At 70.2% G+C, this 15,900-nt stretch carries 12 protein-coding genes; 3 read left to right on the top strand and 9 right to left on the bottom strand.

The window, feature by feature from the left end; genetic code table 11:
- Positions 1-383: 383 nt before the first annotated feature.
- Entirely contained in the window at positions 384-3,314 is a 2,931-nt protein-coding gene (locus AB0B61_RS44495) for a pyridoxamine 5'-phosphate oxidase family protein (protein ID WP_358445958.1), read from the top strand.
- 20 nt (positions 3,315-3,334) lie between these two features.
- Here AB0B61_RS44495 and AB0B61_RS44490 read toward each other — a convergent pair whose 3' ends face one another.
- The 9 genes from AB0B61_RS44490 to AB0B61_RS44450 all read right to left on the bottom strand — a co-directional run bounded on the left by AB0B61_RS44490 (position 3,335) and on the right by AB0B61_RS44450 (position 12,232).
- Positions 3,335-4,039: an SDR family oxidoreductase gene (locus tag AB0B61_RS44490; protein ID WP_358445956.1), complete on the bottom strand. Its 705-nt coding sequence runs from the start codon at positions 4,037-4,039 to the stop codon at positions 3,335-3,337.
- 1 nt (position 4,040) lies between these two features.
- Positions 4,041-5,270: an exo-alpha-sialidase gene (locus AB0B61_RS44485; protein WP_358445953.1), complete on the bottom strand. Its 1,230-nt coding sequence runs from the start codon at positions 5,268-5,270 to the stop codon at positions 4,041-4,043.
- On the bottom strand, positions 5,267-6,049 hold the full coding sequence (locus tag AB0B61_RS44480) for an aldolase/citrate lyase family protein (RefSeq protein ID WP_358445950.1): 783 nt from the start codon (positions 6,047-6,049) through the stop codon (positions 5,267-5,269). Before AB0B61_RS44480 ends, AB0B61_RS44485 begins: the two co-directional genes overlap by 4 nt.
- Positions 6,050-6,125: 76 nt before the next feature.
- A complete protein-coding gene (locus AB0B61_RS44475; RefSeq protein WP_358445947.1) occupies positions 6,126-7,085 on the bottom strand; it encodes an aldo/keto reductase in 960 nt (319 codons plus the stop codon).
- Positions 7,082-7,945, bottom strand: a complete 864-nt coding sequence (locus AB0B61_RS44470) for an ABC transporter ATP-binding protein (protein ID WP_358445945.1) — start codon at positions 7,943-7,945, stop codon at positions 7,082-7,084. Before AB0B61_RS44470 ends, AB0B61_RS44475 begins: the two co-directional genes overlap by 4 nt.
- A complete protein-coding gene (locus tag AB0B61_RS44465; protein ID WP_358445942.1) occupies positions 7,942-8,811 on the bottom strand; it encodes an ABC transporter ATP-binding protein in 870 nt (289 codons plus the stop codon). Before AB0B61_RS44465 ends, AB0B61_RS44470 begins: the two co-directional genes overlap by 4 nt.
- A complete protein-coding gene (locus AB0B61_RS44460) occupies positions 8,808-9,770 on the bottom strand; it encodes an ABC transporter permease (RefSeq protein ID WP_358445939.1) in 963 nt (320 codons plus the stop codon). The genes AB0B61_RS44465 and AB0B61_RS44460 overlap by 4 nt, the downstream gene beginning before the upstream one ends.
- Entirely contained in the window at positions 9,767-10,702 is a 936-nt protein-coding gene (locus AB0B61_RS44455; protein ID WP_358445935.1) for an ABC transporter permease, read from the bottom strand. The genes AB0B61_RS44460 and AB0B61_RS44455 overlap by 4 nt, the downstream gene beginning before the upstream one ends.
- 3 nt (positions 10,703-10,705) lie before the next feature.
- Positions 10,706-12,232 (bottom strand): ABC transporter substrate-binding protein, encoded by a 1,527-nt coding sequence (locus AB0B61_RS44450; RefSeq protein ID WP_358445933.1) that lies wholly within the window; start codon positions 12,230-12,232, stop codon positions 10,706-10,708.
- A gap of 359 nt (positions 12,233-12,591) precedes the next feature.
- Between AB0B61_RS44450 and pdxA the strand changes: the two genes are divergently transcribed.
- Entirely contained in the window at positions 12,592-15,000 is a 2,409-nt protein-coding gene (gene pdxA / locus AB0B61_RS44445) for a 4-hydroxythreonine-4-phosphate dehydrogenase PdxA (RefSeq protein WP_358445931.1), read from the top strand.
- 38 nt (positions 15,001-15,038) lie between these two features.
- Positions 15,039-15,866, top strand: a complete 828-nt coding sequence (locus AB0B61_RS44440) for a DeoR/GlpR family DNA-binding transcription regulator (RefSeq protein ID WP_358445928.1) — start codon at positions 15,039-15,041, stop codon at positions 15,864-15,866.
- The last annotated feature ends 34 nt before the right edge of the window (positions 15,867-15,900 follow it).

Genomic DNA, 15,900 nt, shown 5'->3' with positions numbered 1-15,900 from the left:
GACCAGGGCTGCGTGTTGTGCACGGAAGGGGCCCAGCGAGCGGCCTGCAACGCCGCCTGGATGGCCTGCTCCCCATGCTGTGCCGTACCAGCGACTATGACAACCCTCCGATCAGTGATGACAACAGCGCATCACACCGGAAGACAGCCGGGCAGGGCCGAAGGTCCCGCCCCGTTAGAGGCATCGGCCCCAGGAGCGCCCGCACTGACCAACGACCATCGCCACCGGGACTTACGGCCCTACCAGGCGCGCCACCGCGCGGCTGTGCTGAAGGTAGGACACCGGCCGACGAGAAGGGCTGAACCGTGAAGCGCAGGACCGATGCTCGTGCGCGAGGTCATGAGCAGCCCGGCCGTCACCGGCCGCGTCCTCGCGAGCCGGTCATGAACCTATGGGTCCTGTCCTATGAGGGTTTCGACCCCGCCTCCGAGAGGCTGCGCGAGGCGCTGTGCACGCTGGGCAACGGCCGTTTCGCCACGCGCGGCGCGACCCCTGACGGCGAGCTGCGGACACCGGGCACCTACGTCGCGGGTTGCTACGACCGCCTGGACTCCACCGTCGCGGGGCGGACGGTGACCAACGAGGATCTGGTCAACCTGCCCGACTGGCTGCCACTCACCTTCGCCGCCCCAGGTTCGGCGTGGTTCCGTCCTGAGCGGGCCGACCTGCTGGACTACCGCCAGGAGCTCGACATGCGCCAGGGGATCCTGCACCGGGCGCTGCGCTGGCGCGACGAGTCGGGCCGCGTCACCGCGGTACGGCAACGCCGCCTGGTCTCCATGGCCGACCCGCGTCTGGCCGCCCTGGAGACCACCTTCACGGCCGAGAACTGGGCGGGCCCGCTCCGCGTCCGCGCCACCCTGGACGGCAGAGTCACCAACAGCGGCGTGGCCCGCTACCGCGAACTGCGCGGCGACCACCTCACCGGCCATGACACCGGCGACCAGAACGGCCTCACCTGGCTGACCGCCACCACCCGCTCCTCCCAGATCACCGTGGCGCTCGCCGCCCGTACCGACACCGTCTCCCCCGTCCGCGAGGTGATCCGCGAAGCCGACCGGATCGGCACCCACCACGTGCTCGATCTCGCGCCGGGCGAATCCGCCACGCTGACCAAGACCGTGGCCCTGGTGACCTCGCGCGACTGCGCCGTCCACGACGCCCGCTCCGCGGCGATCCGTGCCGTACGGCAGGCTCCGCGGTTCGACGAGCTGCTCGCCCGGCATGTAGCGGCCTGGGAGCGCTTGTGGCGGGACGCCCGGCTGGAGGTGGCCGGCCCGGAGCTCGCGCAGATCGTTCACCTGCACGTCTTCCACCTGCTGCAGACGCTCTCCCCGCACACCGCGGACCTGGACGTGGGCGTGCCCGCCCGGGGATTGCACGGCGAGGCTTATCGCGGGCACGTGTTCTGGGACGAGCTGTTCGTGCTGCCCTGGCTGAACCTGCGCTTCCCTGAGATCTCGCTCGGCCTGCTGCGCTACCGGTGGCGGCGCCTGCCCGAGGCTCGGGCGGCGGCCCGGGACGCCGGATATGACGGGGCCATGTTCCCCTGGCAGAGCGGCAGCGACGGACGCGAGGAGACCCAGACGCTGCACCTCAACCCCGCCTCGGGACGCTGGCTGCCCGACGGCTCCCATCTGCAGCGGCACATCGGGCTGGCCATCGCCTACAACGTGTGGCAGTACTACCTGGCGACCGGCTTCATGCCGCAGTGGTGCGCGGAGCTGCTGATCGAGATCGCCAGGTTCTTCGCCTCACTGACCGTGCTCGACCCCGCGTCGGGACGGTACGAGATCCGCGGCGTCATGGGACCCGACGAGTACCACGAGCGCTACCCAGGCGTCTCCGCGCCCGGCCTGGCCAACAACGCCTACACCAACATCATGACCGTGTGGCTCCTGTCACGCGCCCGCGACACCCTGGACCTGCTGCCCGACCCCACGGCCTCCGCCCAGGAACGGGCCCGCTGGCACGACATCACCCGCCGCATGCGGGTCGACTTCCATGACGGCGTGATCAGCCAGTTCACCGGCTACCCCGACCTGCTGGAGCTGGACTGGGCCCGCTACCGCGGCGTGCGCCGCCTCGACCGCGCGCTCGAAGCCGACGGCGACGACGTCAACCGCTACAAGGCGGCCAAGCAGGCCGACACGCTGATGCTGTGCTACCTGCTCACCTCCGACGAACTGATGGAGATCCTGAACCGGCTCGGCTACCCGGCCACGCCGGACCTGATCCCGCGCATGATCGGCTACTACCTCGACCGCACCAGCCACGGCTCCACCCTCAGCGCCGTCGTACACGCCTGGGTGCTCTCCCGCTCCGACCGGGCCCGCTCCTGGCAGTTCTTCGCCGAAGCGCTGTTCGGCGACATTAACGACATCCAAGGCGGTACCACCGCCGAGGGCATCCACCTCGGCGCCATGGCCGGCACCCTCGACCTGCTGCAGCGCTGCTACCTGGGCCTGGAAACGCGGCGCGACGGCCTGTACCTCAACCCGCTCCTGCCCGACCGGCTCGGCGTCCTGTCGCTGCCGATCCGCTTCCGCGGACATCGGCTCCTCATCGACGCCGATCACCGGCAGGCCCGCGTCAACGGCGTGGCGAGACTGACCTTTCCCAGCGAGCCTTTCACCAGGCGGCAAGGAGAAACCATCATGACAAGCACCGGCGACCTCGGACGTCGCATCAACTATCACCGCGTGCGACTCGGTCTGACCCTCGACCAGGTCGCCGAACGCGCCGAGATGTCACCCGGCTACCTCCAGTACCTGGAGGAACGCCCCGGCACACCCACCACCGAAACCATGTACCGCCTGGCCGGAGCGTTGGAGACCACCGTCGACGACCTCCTCGGCGGCGGCGTCGATCGGCCGCCCGGCCGCGGCCGCGCCAAGACGGCTCCCACGCTGGAGAGCCTGGACCCCGAAGAATGCCTCAAGCTGATCGAGCCCGGCGGCATCGGCCGGGTGGCCTTCAACGGCTCCCACGGCCCGACCGTGCTGCCCGTCAACTACAAGCTGCACCACGGCTTCATCGTCTTCCGCACCGCGCCGGGCGGCCCCATGGACCAGGACCTGCGCACCGGCACGGAAGGCGTGGAGATCAAGGTCGGGTTCGAGGTGGACCGGATCGACGACGCCCAGCGCGAGGGATGGAGCGTCCTCATCCAGGGCCCCGCCCACCACATCTCCCCCGACGAACTGCCGGAGGTCACCGATTCCGACGTCACGCCATGGGCGGGCGGCGAACGGCCCTTGTACATCCGCATCGTCCCGCACCAGATCACGGGCCGCCGCATCCACCACCTTTGAGGGTCACGCTCCAGGAAGGTTCACAGTGACGCGCCGCCACACATCACGAGGTGCTGGCCGGTGACCGCGCCTCCTTCCGGGCCGAGGAGGAAAGCCGTCAGCCCCGCCACCTCCTCGGGCCGGATGAACCGGCCCAGGGGCGGAACCCGTGGCGGTGTGGCGGCGCGTCCGGGGTCGCGCAGCATCGGGGTGTCGGTAGGCCCGGGGGCGACCACGTTGACGGTGATGCCACGCGGAGCCAGTTCCATGGCCCAGGAACGGGACAAACCCGCGAGCGCGGCCTTGGTCGCCGCGTACTGGCTCTTGCCCGCCGCGCCCGCCATCGTGCGGCTGCCGATCAGCACGACGCGGCCACCGGGGCGGATCGCACCGGCGAGGGCGTTCACCAGAACGGTCGCCGCCTCGACGTGGACCCGCCACATGAGGGCGCCGTCCTGTGCCGAGAGACCGCCGAGCGGCGCGGAGCGCTGCAGGCCGGCCGCGTGGACGACGGCGTCGACGGCGCCCACCGAGGCCGATGTGTCGGCCAGCTGGTCGAGGTCGGTCAGGTCGGCCTCGATCCACGAGTAGGCCGGCGTGTCCTGCCCGCATTCCGGAGGGCGGGTGCGGCTCATCCCGGTGACTCTCCAGCCCTCGGAGAGCAGGCGCGCGGCGATGGCCTGGCCGATGCCGGAGCTGGCGCCGGTCACCACCGCGTGCTGTTGCTCGTCCGCGTGCGACGACACCTCACAGCCCTTCGGTGCGGGCGGCCCATTCGGGTCGTACCCGGACGTACTTGATGACGCGGCGGTGGTAGGTGAAGGCGATGTGCAGGTCACCGTCGGCGGTTTCCTGGATGGAGGGGTAGGAGAACTCCCGGTTGAGTCCGTCACGGGAGTTGTTGGTCAGGCAGTAGCCGTCGCCCACCTCCAGGTCGCGGCGGATCGGCCACGTGTGTCCTCCGTCCGCGGACAGCGCGAGGGTCATGGGCGCGCGCGGAGCGCCCCAGAACGCGGTCCGCTCATCGCCTCCGACGGCTGCGGGCTCTTCGCCGGTCGGACTCGCCGGAGTGGCGGCGAGCCCGTCATCGTCGATCTCGTCGTACAGGGACACCCTGCGCTCGACGGCGTCGGCCGCGCTGCTGGCGTTGTACACCAGTGCCAGCCGGTCGTCACTCAGTGTGACGTACTGGATGGAGGAGTTGTTGTTCGGCAGTTCGGTGGCGGCGGGGACGCTCCAGGTCGTGCCCTCGTCCGCCGACCGGCTCGCGTAGATCGCATCCGCCCAGCGGCTACGGAACAGCGCGAGCAGCGTGCCGTCGGCCAGCAGGTGGAGGTTCATGTGGACGCAGCCGGTGCTCTCAGGGACGAGCTGTTCGCGCCAGGTTCGCCCCTCATCGTCGGAGATCATGAGAGAGCTGGTGTCACGGTCGCCGACCCAGCGCTTGCCCGGTGTGGTGACGCAGTTGAAGACGGGCAGCAGCCATCGGCCGGACGGCAGCACGAGCACGGGCTGCCGGACGAAGACGCCGCCGCGGCTCGTGGCGGGGAAAAGGGTGCGAACGGGTCCCCAGCTGTGACCGTCGTCCCGCGAGATGCGGCAGCGGACTTCGGCGGTGTCCTGGTTGCCGGCGTGCTGGGCGGTGTACAGCAGCCACAGCTCGTCGGCGGGAGTGGGGAACAGGACGGGGTTCTGCTCGGAACGCGTCAGATCGTCGGACAGCCGCGTCGGCGTGGACCAGGCCTCCGCCCCCTTCTCCAGCCGGGAGAACCAGATGGAGATGTCGGCGACGCCTTCCTGCGTGCCGCTGAACCACACGCAGCCGAGATCGCCGTTGCCCAGCGCCATGAGGTTGGCCGCGTGGTTCTGCACGGCGGGCGCGATCAGGTACGCCTCGTGGCGGTCGGGATCGGCGTCGTGTACGCGGATCACGCCGTCCATGGGCAGGTCGGCGGCGGCGGGCAGGGGCTCGCTCACGATTCTCCTCGGGAAGACTCGGCTCGGGCGTCGGTCAAATGGGATTTCGCCACCTGCTCGAGGTGGACGAGGTCTGAGGCGATGGACGCGAAGGTGTATCCCTCGGCCAGGCGCTTGGCGGCGCTCCCGCCGTCGGGTGTGTGTATCCCGGCGGCGATACCGGCGGCCTTGGCGGCTTCGCGCACCGTGACCAGCGCGTCCTCGAACCGGGCAGCGATCGCGGGATCACCGGGGAAGGCGGCGCCCAGGGCCAGGGCCAGGTCGGACGGGCCGACGTAGACCCCGTCCAGGCCGGGGGTGGCGCAGATCGCCTCGATGTTCGCCAGGCCCTGTGCCGTCTCGATCATGGCGAGGACCAGCACGGTGGCGTCGCTGTCGGCGGGGCGCGGTCCGATGCGGAGCGCCGAGCGCATCGGACCGTACGAGCGGCGCCCCTTCGGCGGATAGCGGGTCGCGGAGACGGCCGCCGCGGCGTCGTCGGCGGTGTCGATGAGCGGCACGATGACGCCCGCGGCGCCCGCGTCGAGGGCTCGGCCGATGCGGGCGGCATCGTTCGCCTCGACCCTGACCAGGCCCGCGGACACGCCGCCCGCGTCGATGGCCGTCAGGCTGTTCAGCAGGCCCGAGTAGCCCAGCAGTCCGTGCTGGGCGTCCAGGCACACGTAGTCGTAGCCGAGGCGCGCGATGCGCTCAGTGGACACCGGCGAATCGAGGACGGACCAGTAGCCCAGTGCGGGTTGCCTGGCCCGGATCCTGGCGGTGAAGTCGGTGATGCTCACTGCTGGTCTTCTCCTCGGTGGTCATCTCTCAAAGGGGTCATCTCTCAAAGGGATCGGCTCTCAGAAGGGTCGGCTCTCATCGGTTGTAGGCGGGCATGGGGCCGCGCAGCCCCGCGCCCACGCGGTCACAGGCTGCCACGACGTCCTCGGGAAGCGGTCCGGCCGCGGCGGTCGCGATGTTCGCGCGCAGGTGCTCGACCTTGGAACCGCCGAGCAGGACGGCCCCCACGCCGTCGCGATGCAGCAGCCATCGCAGGGACAACTCAATGAGGGACAGGCCCGACTGCGCGGCGATCTCGCCGAGGGTGGTGACGGCCTCGAACAGCGCCCCGTTCCAGTAACGCTGCCGGTACATGGGCGCCAGCTTGGAGTCGCCGAAGCGGCCGGCGGCGGGGTCCTGCTCGAAGGTGTGACGCCCGGTGAGCAGGCCCCCGCCGAGCGGGTTGTAGACCATGGTCGTCAGGCCGCTGCTCCGCGCGAACTCCAGGTACTCCTCCTCCACCCTGCGGGCCAGGAGGTTGTACAGCTGCTGCGCGACGACAGGCCGCGGCGCCCCGACGGCGTCGGCGGTGTGGTTGATCTCCGCGATCTGCCAGGCCGCGTAGTTGGAGACGCCGAGCGCGCTGATCTTGCCCTCGGCGACGAACTCGGCGATGACGCCGAGCGTCTCGGCCAGCGGAGTGCGGCGGTCGGGCTGATGCAGGTAGAACAGGTCGACGTGGTCGACGTTCAGGCGGCGCAGGCTGCCTTCGAGACTGGCGCGCAACCCCTTGGCGGACAACGGCGCGTGCTCGCCCGCGTCCGGATGGGGCATGCCGGCCTTGGTGGCGAGGACGACCCGGTCGCGCCGGGTGGCGAGCAGCGGTCCGAGAATGGATTCGGTCGCGCCGCCCGCGTAGGCGTTCGCGGTGTCCACACCGGTGATGCCGGACTCGAGCGCCACGTCCAGCATGCGCTCGGCCTCTTTCGCGTCGGCCGTGTCACCGAACGTCATGGTCCCCAAGACCAATGGGGACAGCCGGACGTGTGATGTCATTGATCGGTTCCTCGCTGAACGGGTGTCGCCGGGAGCTGCGTAGTGGACGGGGCCCGCACCAGGTCGCGCGGCTTGCGCCCCTGGATCGCGGTCGGATCCAGCGCGGCCCTGCGCAGGGCGCGGGTGTAGGGGTCGGCCGGTGCGGCCAGCACCTTCCGGGTCGGGCCGGACTCGACCAGGCGTCCTTTGCTCATGACGATGATCTCCTCGCTGATCTCCCTGACCACGCCGAGGTTGTGGGAGATCACGACATAGGTGAGGCCGGTCTCGGCCTGGATCTTCATGAGCAGGGCGAGGACCTGCGCCTGCACGGACACGTCCAGCGCGCTCGTCGCCTCGTCGCAGACCAGCAGGTCGGGCTTGGAGGCGAGGGCTCTGGCGATGCCGATGCGCTGGCGCTGGCCACCGGAGAACTCCGGCGGGCGGCGCTCCAGGGCCGTGGCCGGCAGGCCGACCTGGTCGATGAGGGTGGCCGCCTCCTTGGCCCGCGCGCGTTTGTCGCGCATTCCGCGCACGCGCAGCGGTTCGGCGACGATCTCCTGCGCCGACAGGTGCGGGTCGAGCGATCCGTACGGGTCCTGGAAGATCATCTGTACCCGGGTACGCAGGGGACGCAGCTGTTTCTCGCTCATCCGGGCGATATCGGTGCCACCCACCACGATGCGCCCCGCGGTGGGTTTGACCAGCCGGACGATCGACCGGGCGATCGTGGACTTGCCGCAGCCCGACTCCCCCACGATGGCCAAGGTGCCGCCCCGCCGGACGGTGAAGCTGACGTCGTCGACCGCGCGGAACACGCCGCGGGCGACGGGATAGTCCACGACCAGGCCGTCGACCTCGAGCAACGCGTCATCGGTCATCGGGGTTCTCCCAGCGCTACGGGCGCGTCCGGAGACTCGCCGTCCTCGTCCCACGGGCCGAGCCGTGGGACCGCCGCCAGCAACTTCCTGGTGTACGGGTCGCGGGGCGCGTTGACGATCTGCTCGGCCTCACCGGACTCGACGAATCGGCCGTCCTTCATGACATGGATGCGGTCCGAGACGAGCCGGGCCACGCCGATGTCGTGAGTGATCATGAGGATGCCGATGCCGATGTTCTCCTGTACTTCGAGCAGCAGGCCGAGGATGCCCGCCTGGACGGTGACGTCGAGGGCGGAGGTGGGTTCATCGGCGACGAGCAGGACGGGCGATCCGGCGAGCGCGATCGCGATGAGCACGCGCTGCAGCATGCCGCCCGACAACTGATGCGGATACTTGCCCAGCTGGGACGCGGGGTCCGGGATGTGCATCCGGGCCAGCAGGTCGACGGACCGCGCGACGGTTTCCGCCCTGGACAGGCCGCGGTGCCGCAGCCGTACGGCCTCGCGCAGTTGCTGCCCGATGGTGTGGACGGGGCTGAGCGCCGTCATCGGATCCTGCGGGATGAGCGAGACGGTACGCCCGCGCACCTCGCGCACCGCGCGCGGGTCGGCGATGACGTCGACGCCCTGGAAGCGGGCCGTGCCGGACAGGACCGCCAGCTCCGGGGGGAGCAGCCGCAGGATGCCCATGGCCGTGGTGGACTTGCCGGATCCCGACTCACCGATGATCGTCACGGTTTCGCCCTGGCGGATGACGAAGCTGACGCCGTCGACGGCGCGCACGATGCCGGCCTCGGTCATCAGCTCGATCTGCAGGTCCTCGACCTCCAGCAGGGGACGATCGGCCGCGTCGAACTCGGCTGTCATGCTCGGCTCACCTTCCCTTCCGTCTGCGGGCCCTTGCGCCGGCGAGCACGGTCCCGCAGGCCGTCCCCGAGCAGGTTGACACCGACGACGAGCAGCACGATGACCAGTCCGGGCAGCGTGACCAGCCACCACGACGTCGTGATGTAGTCCTGGCCGTCGGCGATGATGCGGCCCCACGTGGCGAACGGACGCTGCGGACCGGCGCCCAGGTAGCTCAGCGCGCTCTCCAGCAGCACGGCCTGGGCCAGCAGCAGCAGGATCACGAGCGAGGCCTGCTTGACCACGTTGGGCAGCACGTGCCGGAGCAGGGTGGTGATGCGGTGCAGGCCGAGCACCCGGGCCGCGGCCACGTACGGTTTCTCGCGCTCGACGAGCACCAGGGAACGCGTCAGGCGGGCCACCTCCGGCCACTGCGCGAAGGCGATCACGAAGGTGATGACCGGAATGGACGGACCGAAGAGCGCGACGACGAGCAGCAGCATCAACAGCAGAGGCAACGACAGCTGCGCTTCCAGCAGGCGGGAGACCACGGTGTCGACCCAGCCGCCGAAGAATCCGGCCGCCGCGCCGGCGATGAGGCCGATGATTCCGGACACGACGATGGCCAGCACGCCGACGGTCAGCGAGACCTGGCCGCCGTGCAGGACCCGGGAGAGCAGGTCCCGGCCGAGCTGGTCGGTTCCGAACAGGTGCCCGCCGGTCAGGGGCGGCAGGCGGCGCAGGCTGAGGCTCTGCTCGTCCGGCCCGGGAATCGGCAGGACGCCGGCCAAGGCGACGGGCAGGACGACAAGGGCCACGCCCACCGAGCCGATCCATATCTTCAGCCGCGCGCTCTTGCGGCGGCGGACCGCCCCCGATCGAGCGAGATCCTTGGCGGTCACCGCGCTGGGCCGCGCGGCGGGCGCCGCGGTGTCCCCGCTGCCGGAGCCGTCGGCGGGGCCGACTGTCGTGGCGGTCATGAGGCCACCGCCTTCCCGAGTCGCACCCGCGGGTCGAGCAGCGGGTAGGTGAGATCGATGAGGAGCTGGACGAGCACGGTCAGGATGGCTGTGACCAGGACGGTCGCCTGGATCAGCGGGTAGTCCCTGGTCTCCAGCGCGCGTACGACGAGCGATCCGACACCTGGCCAGGCGAAGACGACCTCGACCACCACCACGCCGTTGAGCATGGCGGCGAAGCGGGTGCCGAGCGCGGTCACCAGCGGGACGGCCGAGTTGCCCAAGGCGTAGCGCCAGGTCAGGCCGCGTTCGGAGATGCCGCGGGCGCGGGCGATCGTCAGATAGGGGGCCGCGAAGCCGGCTCCCATCTCCCTGCGTACCAAGCGGGAGATCAGCGCGATCTGCAGGATGCCGACGGTCACGGTGGGCAGGACGAGGCCGGCCCAGCTGGTGAAACCGGATGCCGGGAGCACGGGGACGAGCACCGCGAAGATGGTCAGCAGCATGATGCCGCTCCAGAACTCCGGCATGGACTGCCCGGCGATCATGGCGACGTTGGCCCCGAGCTCGCGGGCGGTGTCGGCGTGCCTGGCCATCCAGACGCCGGCCGGGATGGCCACGACCGCGGCGAACAGGATGGCGGACACGGCGAGCATGATGGTGTACGGCATCCGGCTGAGGACGACATCCAGAGCGGGGGCCTGGAAGGAGAAGGACGTGCCCAGGTTGCCGTGGAACAGGTCCTGGACGAAGATTCCGTACTGCTGTATGAGCGGTTTGTCCAGGCCGAACTGGGCGCGGATGCGGTCGAGCTCAGCCGTGGTGGCCAGCGGGCTGGCGTAGGCGGCCGCCGGATCCCCTGGTGCCAGCCGTACGAGCACGAACACCGTGGAGACGGTCAGGAAAATCGCCAGGATGCTCTGCCCGACTCGCTGCGCAACATAGCGGACCACGATTCATCCATTCAGTCGCACGGATGCGAGTTCGTAGGAGTTGGTGGGACTGAGCAGCACGTTCTCCACGCGCTTGCGGCGGGCGATGACGGTCTTGGGGACGAAGGCCCACATGCAGGGCCAGGTGTTCCAGATCTCCTTCTGGGCGGTGGCGAGGATGCTCTCCCGGGCCGCCTTGTCGGTTTCCTGCGAGGCCTTCTCCAGCAGGGCGGCGATCTTAGGGAACACGTAGCCCTGGTAGGTGTCGCGGGTCGCCTCCTTTTCCTTCGTGCCGGCGAACATGCCCTGCAGGGGCGTCAGCGCCAGCCCGGTCGGGCCGGGGTAGCCGTTGCCGAGGACGTCCCAGTCGCCGCCCCGTCCCTGCCGCCACTTGGAGATGTCGCCGCCCGGCTGGAACTGCTGGAGTTCGGCCTGCACGCCGACGGCCTTGAGCATCTCCACCACCGCCTCCATGACGCTCGTGTCGTTGGCGAACTCTCCGGTCTCCCAGATGATCTTGATCTTGAGATCCTTCACCCCGGCGGCGTCGAGCATCTGCTTGGCCTTCTGCGGGTCGTAGACGTATTCGCCCGTCTGGACCGCGCCGGTCAGGGTGTCGGCCACCACGCCTCGAGCGGGGGAGACCGAATCGGCGAAGACGTCCTTGATCAGGGAAGGGCCGTTGATGGCGTAGCTCAGCGCCTCACGTACGCGCGGGTCGGCGAGCGGGTGCCCGGCGGGCTTGCGGAAGTTGTAGAAGAGCTGAGTGATCCGCGTGCTCGGCACCTGCTGCACCTCCACGTCGCCCAGACCGGACAGCTGGCTGATCGCATCGGGAGAGATCGCGTCGATCACGTCGACCTCGCCGCTGCGCAGCGCGACGACGCGGTTGGCCTCCTCCGGCAGGAACCTGACCTGTACGGTCTTGATCGCCGGCGCGGGGCCCCAGTACTTGTCGTTGACCTGCAGCGTGTACTCGCCGGTGCCCCGGTTCGCGGCGGTGACGACGTACGGGCCCGAGCCCACGCCGCCCTGGAGTTCCTCCGGTTTGTTGGCGGCGGCGGGGGTGATGAGGATGTTCGCCATCAGGTAGTCGAGCGTCGGCACCGGATGCTTGGTGACGAGCTTGAAGGTGGCGGCGTCGACGGGGGTGACCGTCGGCCATTCGGGGAAGAGGCCGGCCAGGAATGATCCGGGGACCTTCTGGTACATCTGCAGGGCGGTTGAGACGTCTTCGACCGTGACCGGGCTGCCGTCGGAGTAGCGGACGCCGTCGCGCAGCTTGACCGTCCACTCGGTGGGAGCCGTCAGCTCGAACCGCTCGGCCAGGACGTGCTGCACGGTGAGCTTCGGGTCGATGAAGGTCAGCGCCTGACGGACGCCGCGCTGGACGGTGACGGCGGCGTCGAACTGGTTGAGCTTGTTGTCCAGCGACACGAGCGAGCGGTTGAGCGCCAGGGTGATGCCGGAGCCGGCACCGGCCCCGCTGGTGGAGCCCACGCCGGGCGCGCTTCCCGGTCCCGCGCAGGCGGCGAGGGGACTCAGGGTCATGGCCGCACCCGTGAGAGCGCCGAGACGGAGAAGACTGCGACGGGAGAACTGGGGGCCGCTTCCGGGATGAGTCACTGGGCTTCTCGCTTTCTGAACCGTCCGCAGTGGTACGCCGCTCAGCAGCGGCCGTCTGCCAGGACCGGATGTTTCCCACGTCACAACGACGTTGCTGCACCATTACACGACTGCGCATCTCGCGCAAGAGGCCTAGCGCATTTTGTGCAAGCTGTGACATCATCCAGTCAAGACGAAGGATACGTCGGCGTGCCCGCCCCGCTCCGGAGCGGATCGCGCACGAGGGTTCGCGACAGCCGCGAGAGTCCGTCTGACCTGCAAAGATCAATCGCACCGGGGGTTCCTTGACGCCCAAGCCCAGCACGGCCGCACACGGTGTCCTCATCGTGGCCGACGACCTGTCGGGGGCGGCCGAGTCCGCAGCACGCGTCATGATGCGCGGAACACGCACGAGGGTTCTTCTCACTCATGACGCCGTGCGCGGCGAGCGCGATCTCGCCGACATCCTGGTCGTCGATACCGACTCCCGGCACCGGCCGCCCGCCGAAGCCGGCGCGGCGGTGCGTTCCACGCTCGCCGCGGCCTCCGCCGGGCGGCTGATCTTCAAGAAGATCGACTCTCTGCTGCGCGGCAACGTCGCGGCGGAGGTCGCCGCGCTCGCGGCGCCCGGGGCCGCTGTCGTCCTCACCCCTGCCCTGCCCGGCCTGGACCGGGTGGTACGCGACGGCGTGCTGTACGTGGCCGGTGTCGCCCTCCACCAGGTGAACGCCTGGGCGGTGGACGGCGTCCCTGCTCCGGCGTCGGTCGAGGCGGCTCTGGCGCCGCTCCCGGCCCGCGTGCTGGACCTCGCGACCGTGCGATCGGATCGCCTTGCCGACGCGATCGCCTCCTGCGCGCGGGATGCGCACATCGCGCTGTGCGACGCGGAGACGGATCAGGATCTGGACGCCGTGCTGCGCGCCTCGCTGGCCGTGCCGTCGGTGCGGCTGGTCGGATCCGGCGGGCTCGCCGACGCGCTCGGGCGTCATCTGCGCGGTCTCGGCCCGGCCGCCGGGGAGCATTCGCCTGTTCCACAGCCTGTTTCGCGGCCTGATTCGTGGCCTGTGTCGCGGCCTGATTCGCGGCGCGGCGGCGTGGGCTCCCCGGGACCGCTCGTCGTGACGGGCGGCGGTGCGGGCTCCCCCGCGCCGCTTGTCGTGGTGGGCAGCGCCGAGCCGGTCGCGGCCGAACAGGTGCGCCGGCTGGCCGAGGCCGGAGCCGTGCCCGTGGCCCTGCCTCTGACGGCGCTCCTCGGCACACCCGACGGCCGCGAACCCCTCCCCCGCATTCCCCTCGGCGATCGGACGGTCGTGGCCTACCTCGACTCCGCCGGCGTCGTCCTCCCCGCGGCCTCCCGTGACCTCGCGCGCCGGCTGGCCGATGCCGTCGCGGACGCGGTACGCGCGTACGAGAGGCCAGTGGACCTCGTGCTGACCGGCGGCGAGACCGCCCGGCGCGTCCTCGACGCCCTCCAGGTGCGGGAACTGACCCCGCTCGGGCAGGTACACCCGGGAGCCGTCCACTCCCGGACGGCCGACGGCCGTTCCGTGGTCACCCGCCCGGGCAGCTTCGGGGAAGCCGACTCGCTCGTCGAGATCGTCAGGGCCCTGGCCCCGCACTCCCTCGAATCCCTTGACCCCACTCTCTCCGAAAACCCAGCGAAAGGTCCCGTCGTGAGCATCAGCACTGCCGGCGTCAGCCGACAGCCTCGCACAGCGGCCACTCCGATCATCGCCGTCACCATGGGTGACGGCGCCGGTGTGGGCCCGGAAGTCATCGTCGGCGCCCTCCAGGACGCCGGCACCGCCGCACTCTGCCGTCCCGTCGTCATCGGCGACGCCGTACGGCTGCGCCAGGCGGCCGGCATCCTCGGGATCGACACCGAGATCGTCGCGATCGACACGGTGGCCGACGCCGTGTTCGAGCCGGGACGCCTCAATGTCATCGACCTGGGACTCCTGCCGGAAGACCTGCCCTGGGGGAAGATCTCTCCCGTGGCGGGGGCGGCCGCGTACCACTATGTCCGCGTCGCCAGCGAGCTGGCGATGGCCGGGGACGTGCAGGCGATCTGCACGGCGCCGCTGAACAAGGAGGCCCTGCACGCGGGCGGCTACATCTTCCCCGGCCACACCGAACTCCTCGCGCACCTGACCGCGACCGGCGAGGTGTCCATGATGTTGTCCTCGCCGAAGATCCGGGTCATCCACGTCACCACGCACATCGGACTGATCGACGCCATCGCGAAGATCGAGCCCGGCCTGGTGGAGCGGACAGTGCGCCGAGGCCACGAGGCGCTACGGCGGGCCGGGATCGAGAACCCGCGCATCGGAGTGTGCGGCATCAACCCGCACGCCGGCGAGAACGGCCTGTTCGGCTACGGCGAAGAGGCCGAGAAGATCGTCCCCGCTATCGAAGTCCTCAAGGCCGACGGCATCGACGTGCAGGGGCCGCTGCCCGCCGACACGGCCTTCTTCGTCGCGGGACGCGGTGACTACGACCTCATCGTGGCGATGTACCACGACCAAGGGCACGGCCCGGTGAAGATCCTGGGTATCGAGGCCGGGGTGAACATCACCGTGGGCCTGCCCGTGATCCGCACGTCCGTGGATCACGGAACCGCCTTCGACATCGCGGGGAAGGGCATCGCTGAGGTCGGTAGCATGATCGAGGCGCTGCGGCAAGCCGCCCAGATGTCTCCCAGTCCGGCGAGCTGACCCGGGACCGTTGAACGACCAGCCGAGAAGGAGGAGCGTTGTCCAGGAACTCTGACCGTCGGCGCGCCGAGATCGTGCGCCTGGCCACGACCAGTGGTCTGGCCAGTGTCGAAGAACTGTCCTCGACGTTCGCCGTGACGCCCTCCACCATCCGCCGTGACCTCGCCCGGCTGACCACGCAAGGGCTGCTGACCCGGACGTTCGGCGGCGCGATGGCCGTCGTCGCCCACCCTGAGGATTCGGTACGCCAGCGCGTCGGCGACGCCTTCGAGGCCAAACACGGCATCGCCCGATGGGCGGCTCAGCAGATCGGAGCCGGCGAGTCCGTACTGCTCGACGCCGGCTCGACCGTCGCGGCGCTGGCTCACGAGCTGCGCTCCAGCACCCAGCTCTTCATCGCCACCACGAGCTTGACCGTGCTCAAGGAGCTCGGCGACGTCGAGAGCCTCCATGTGGAGTGCCTCGGCGGCCGGCTGCGCCATCTCAGCCAGGGGTTCGTGGGCCCCATCACCGAGGCGTCTCTAGAACGGATGTCGTTCGACCGCGTCTTTCTCGGGGCCGACGGAGTCACCGCCGACCGGGGGATCTGCGAGGCCGACCTCCAGCAGACCCGGCTCAAGGAGCTCATGGCCCGCAACTCCCGTAAGACCTACGTACTGGCGCACGCGGCCAAGCTGGGGCGAGGTCCGTTCCATGCCTGGGTACGGCTCCCCCGGCCCTGGACGCTGGTGACCGACGACACGGCCTCGGAAGACGCGCTGACCCCGTTCGCGAGAGAGGGAGTCGAGGTGGTCGTGGTCGACGTCGAAGGCCGGATCAGCAAACCGAGGCCGGCCGCCGATCAGCCGAGCGCCCCGCAAGGGTGAGGGCAGCGCGGCCGATCATGCCGCCCTGACCCGG

Source organism: Nonomuraea sp. NPDC049158 (genome assembly GCF_040648335.1).
Taxonomy (GTDB): Bacteria; Actinomycetota; Actinomycetes; order Streptosporangiales; family Streptosporangiaceae; genus Nonomuraea.
The sequence above is the reverse complement of the archived record's forward strand: the minus strand, read 5'-3'. Positions and strand labels throughout refer to the sequence as shown.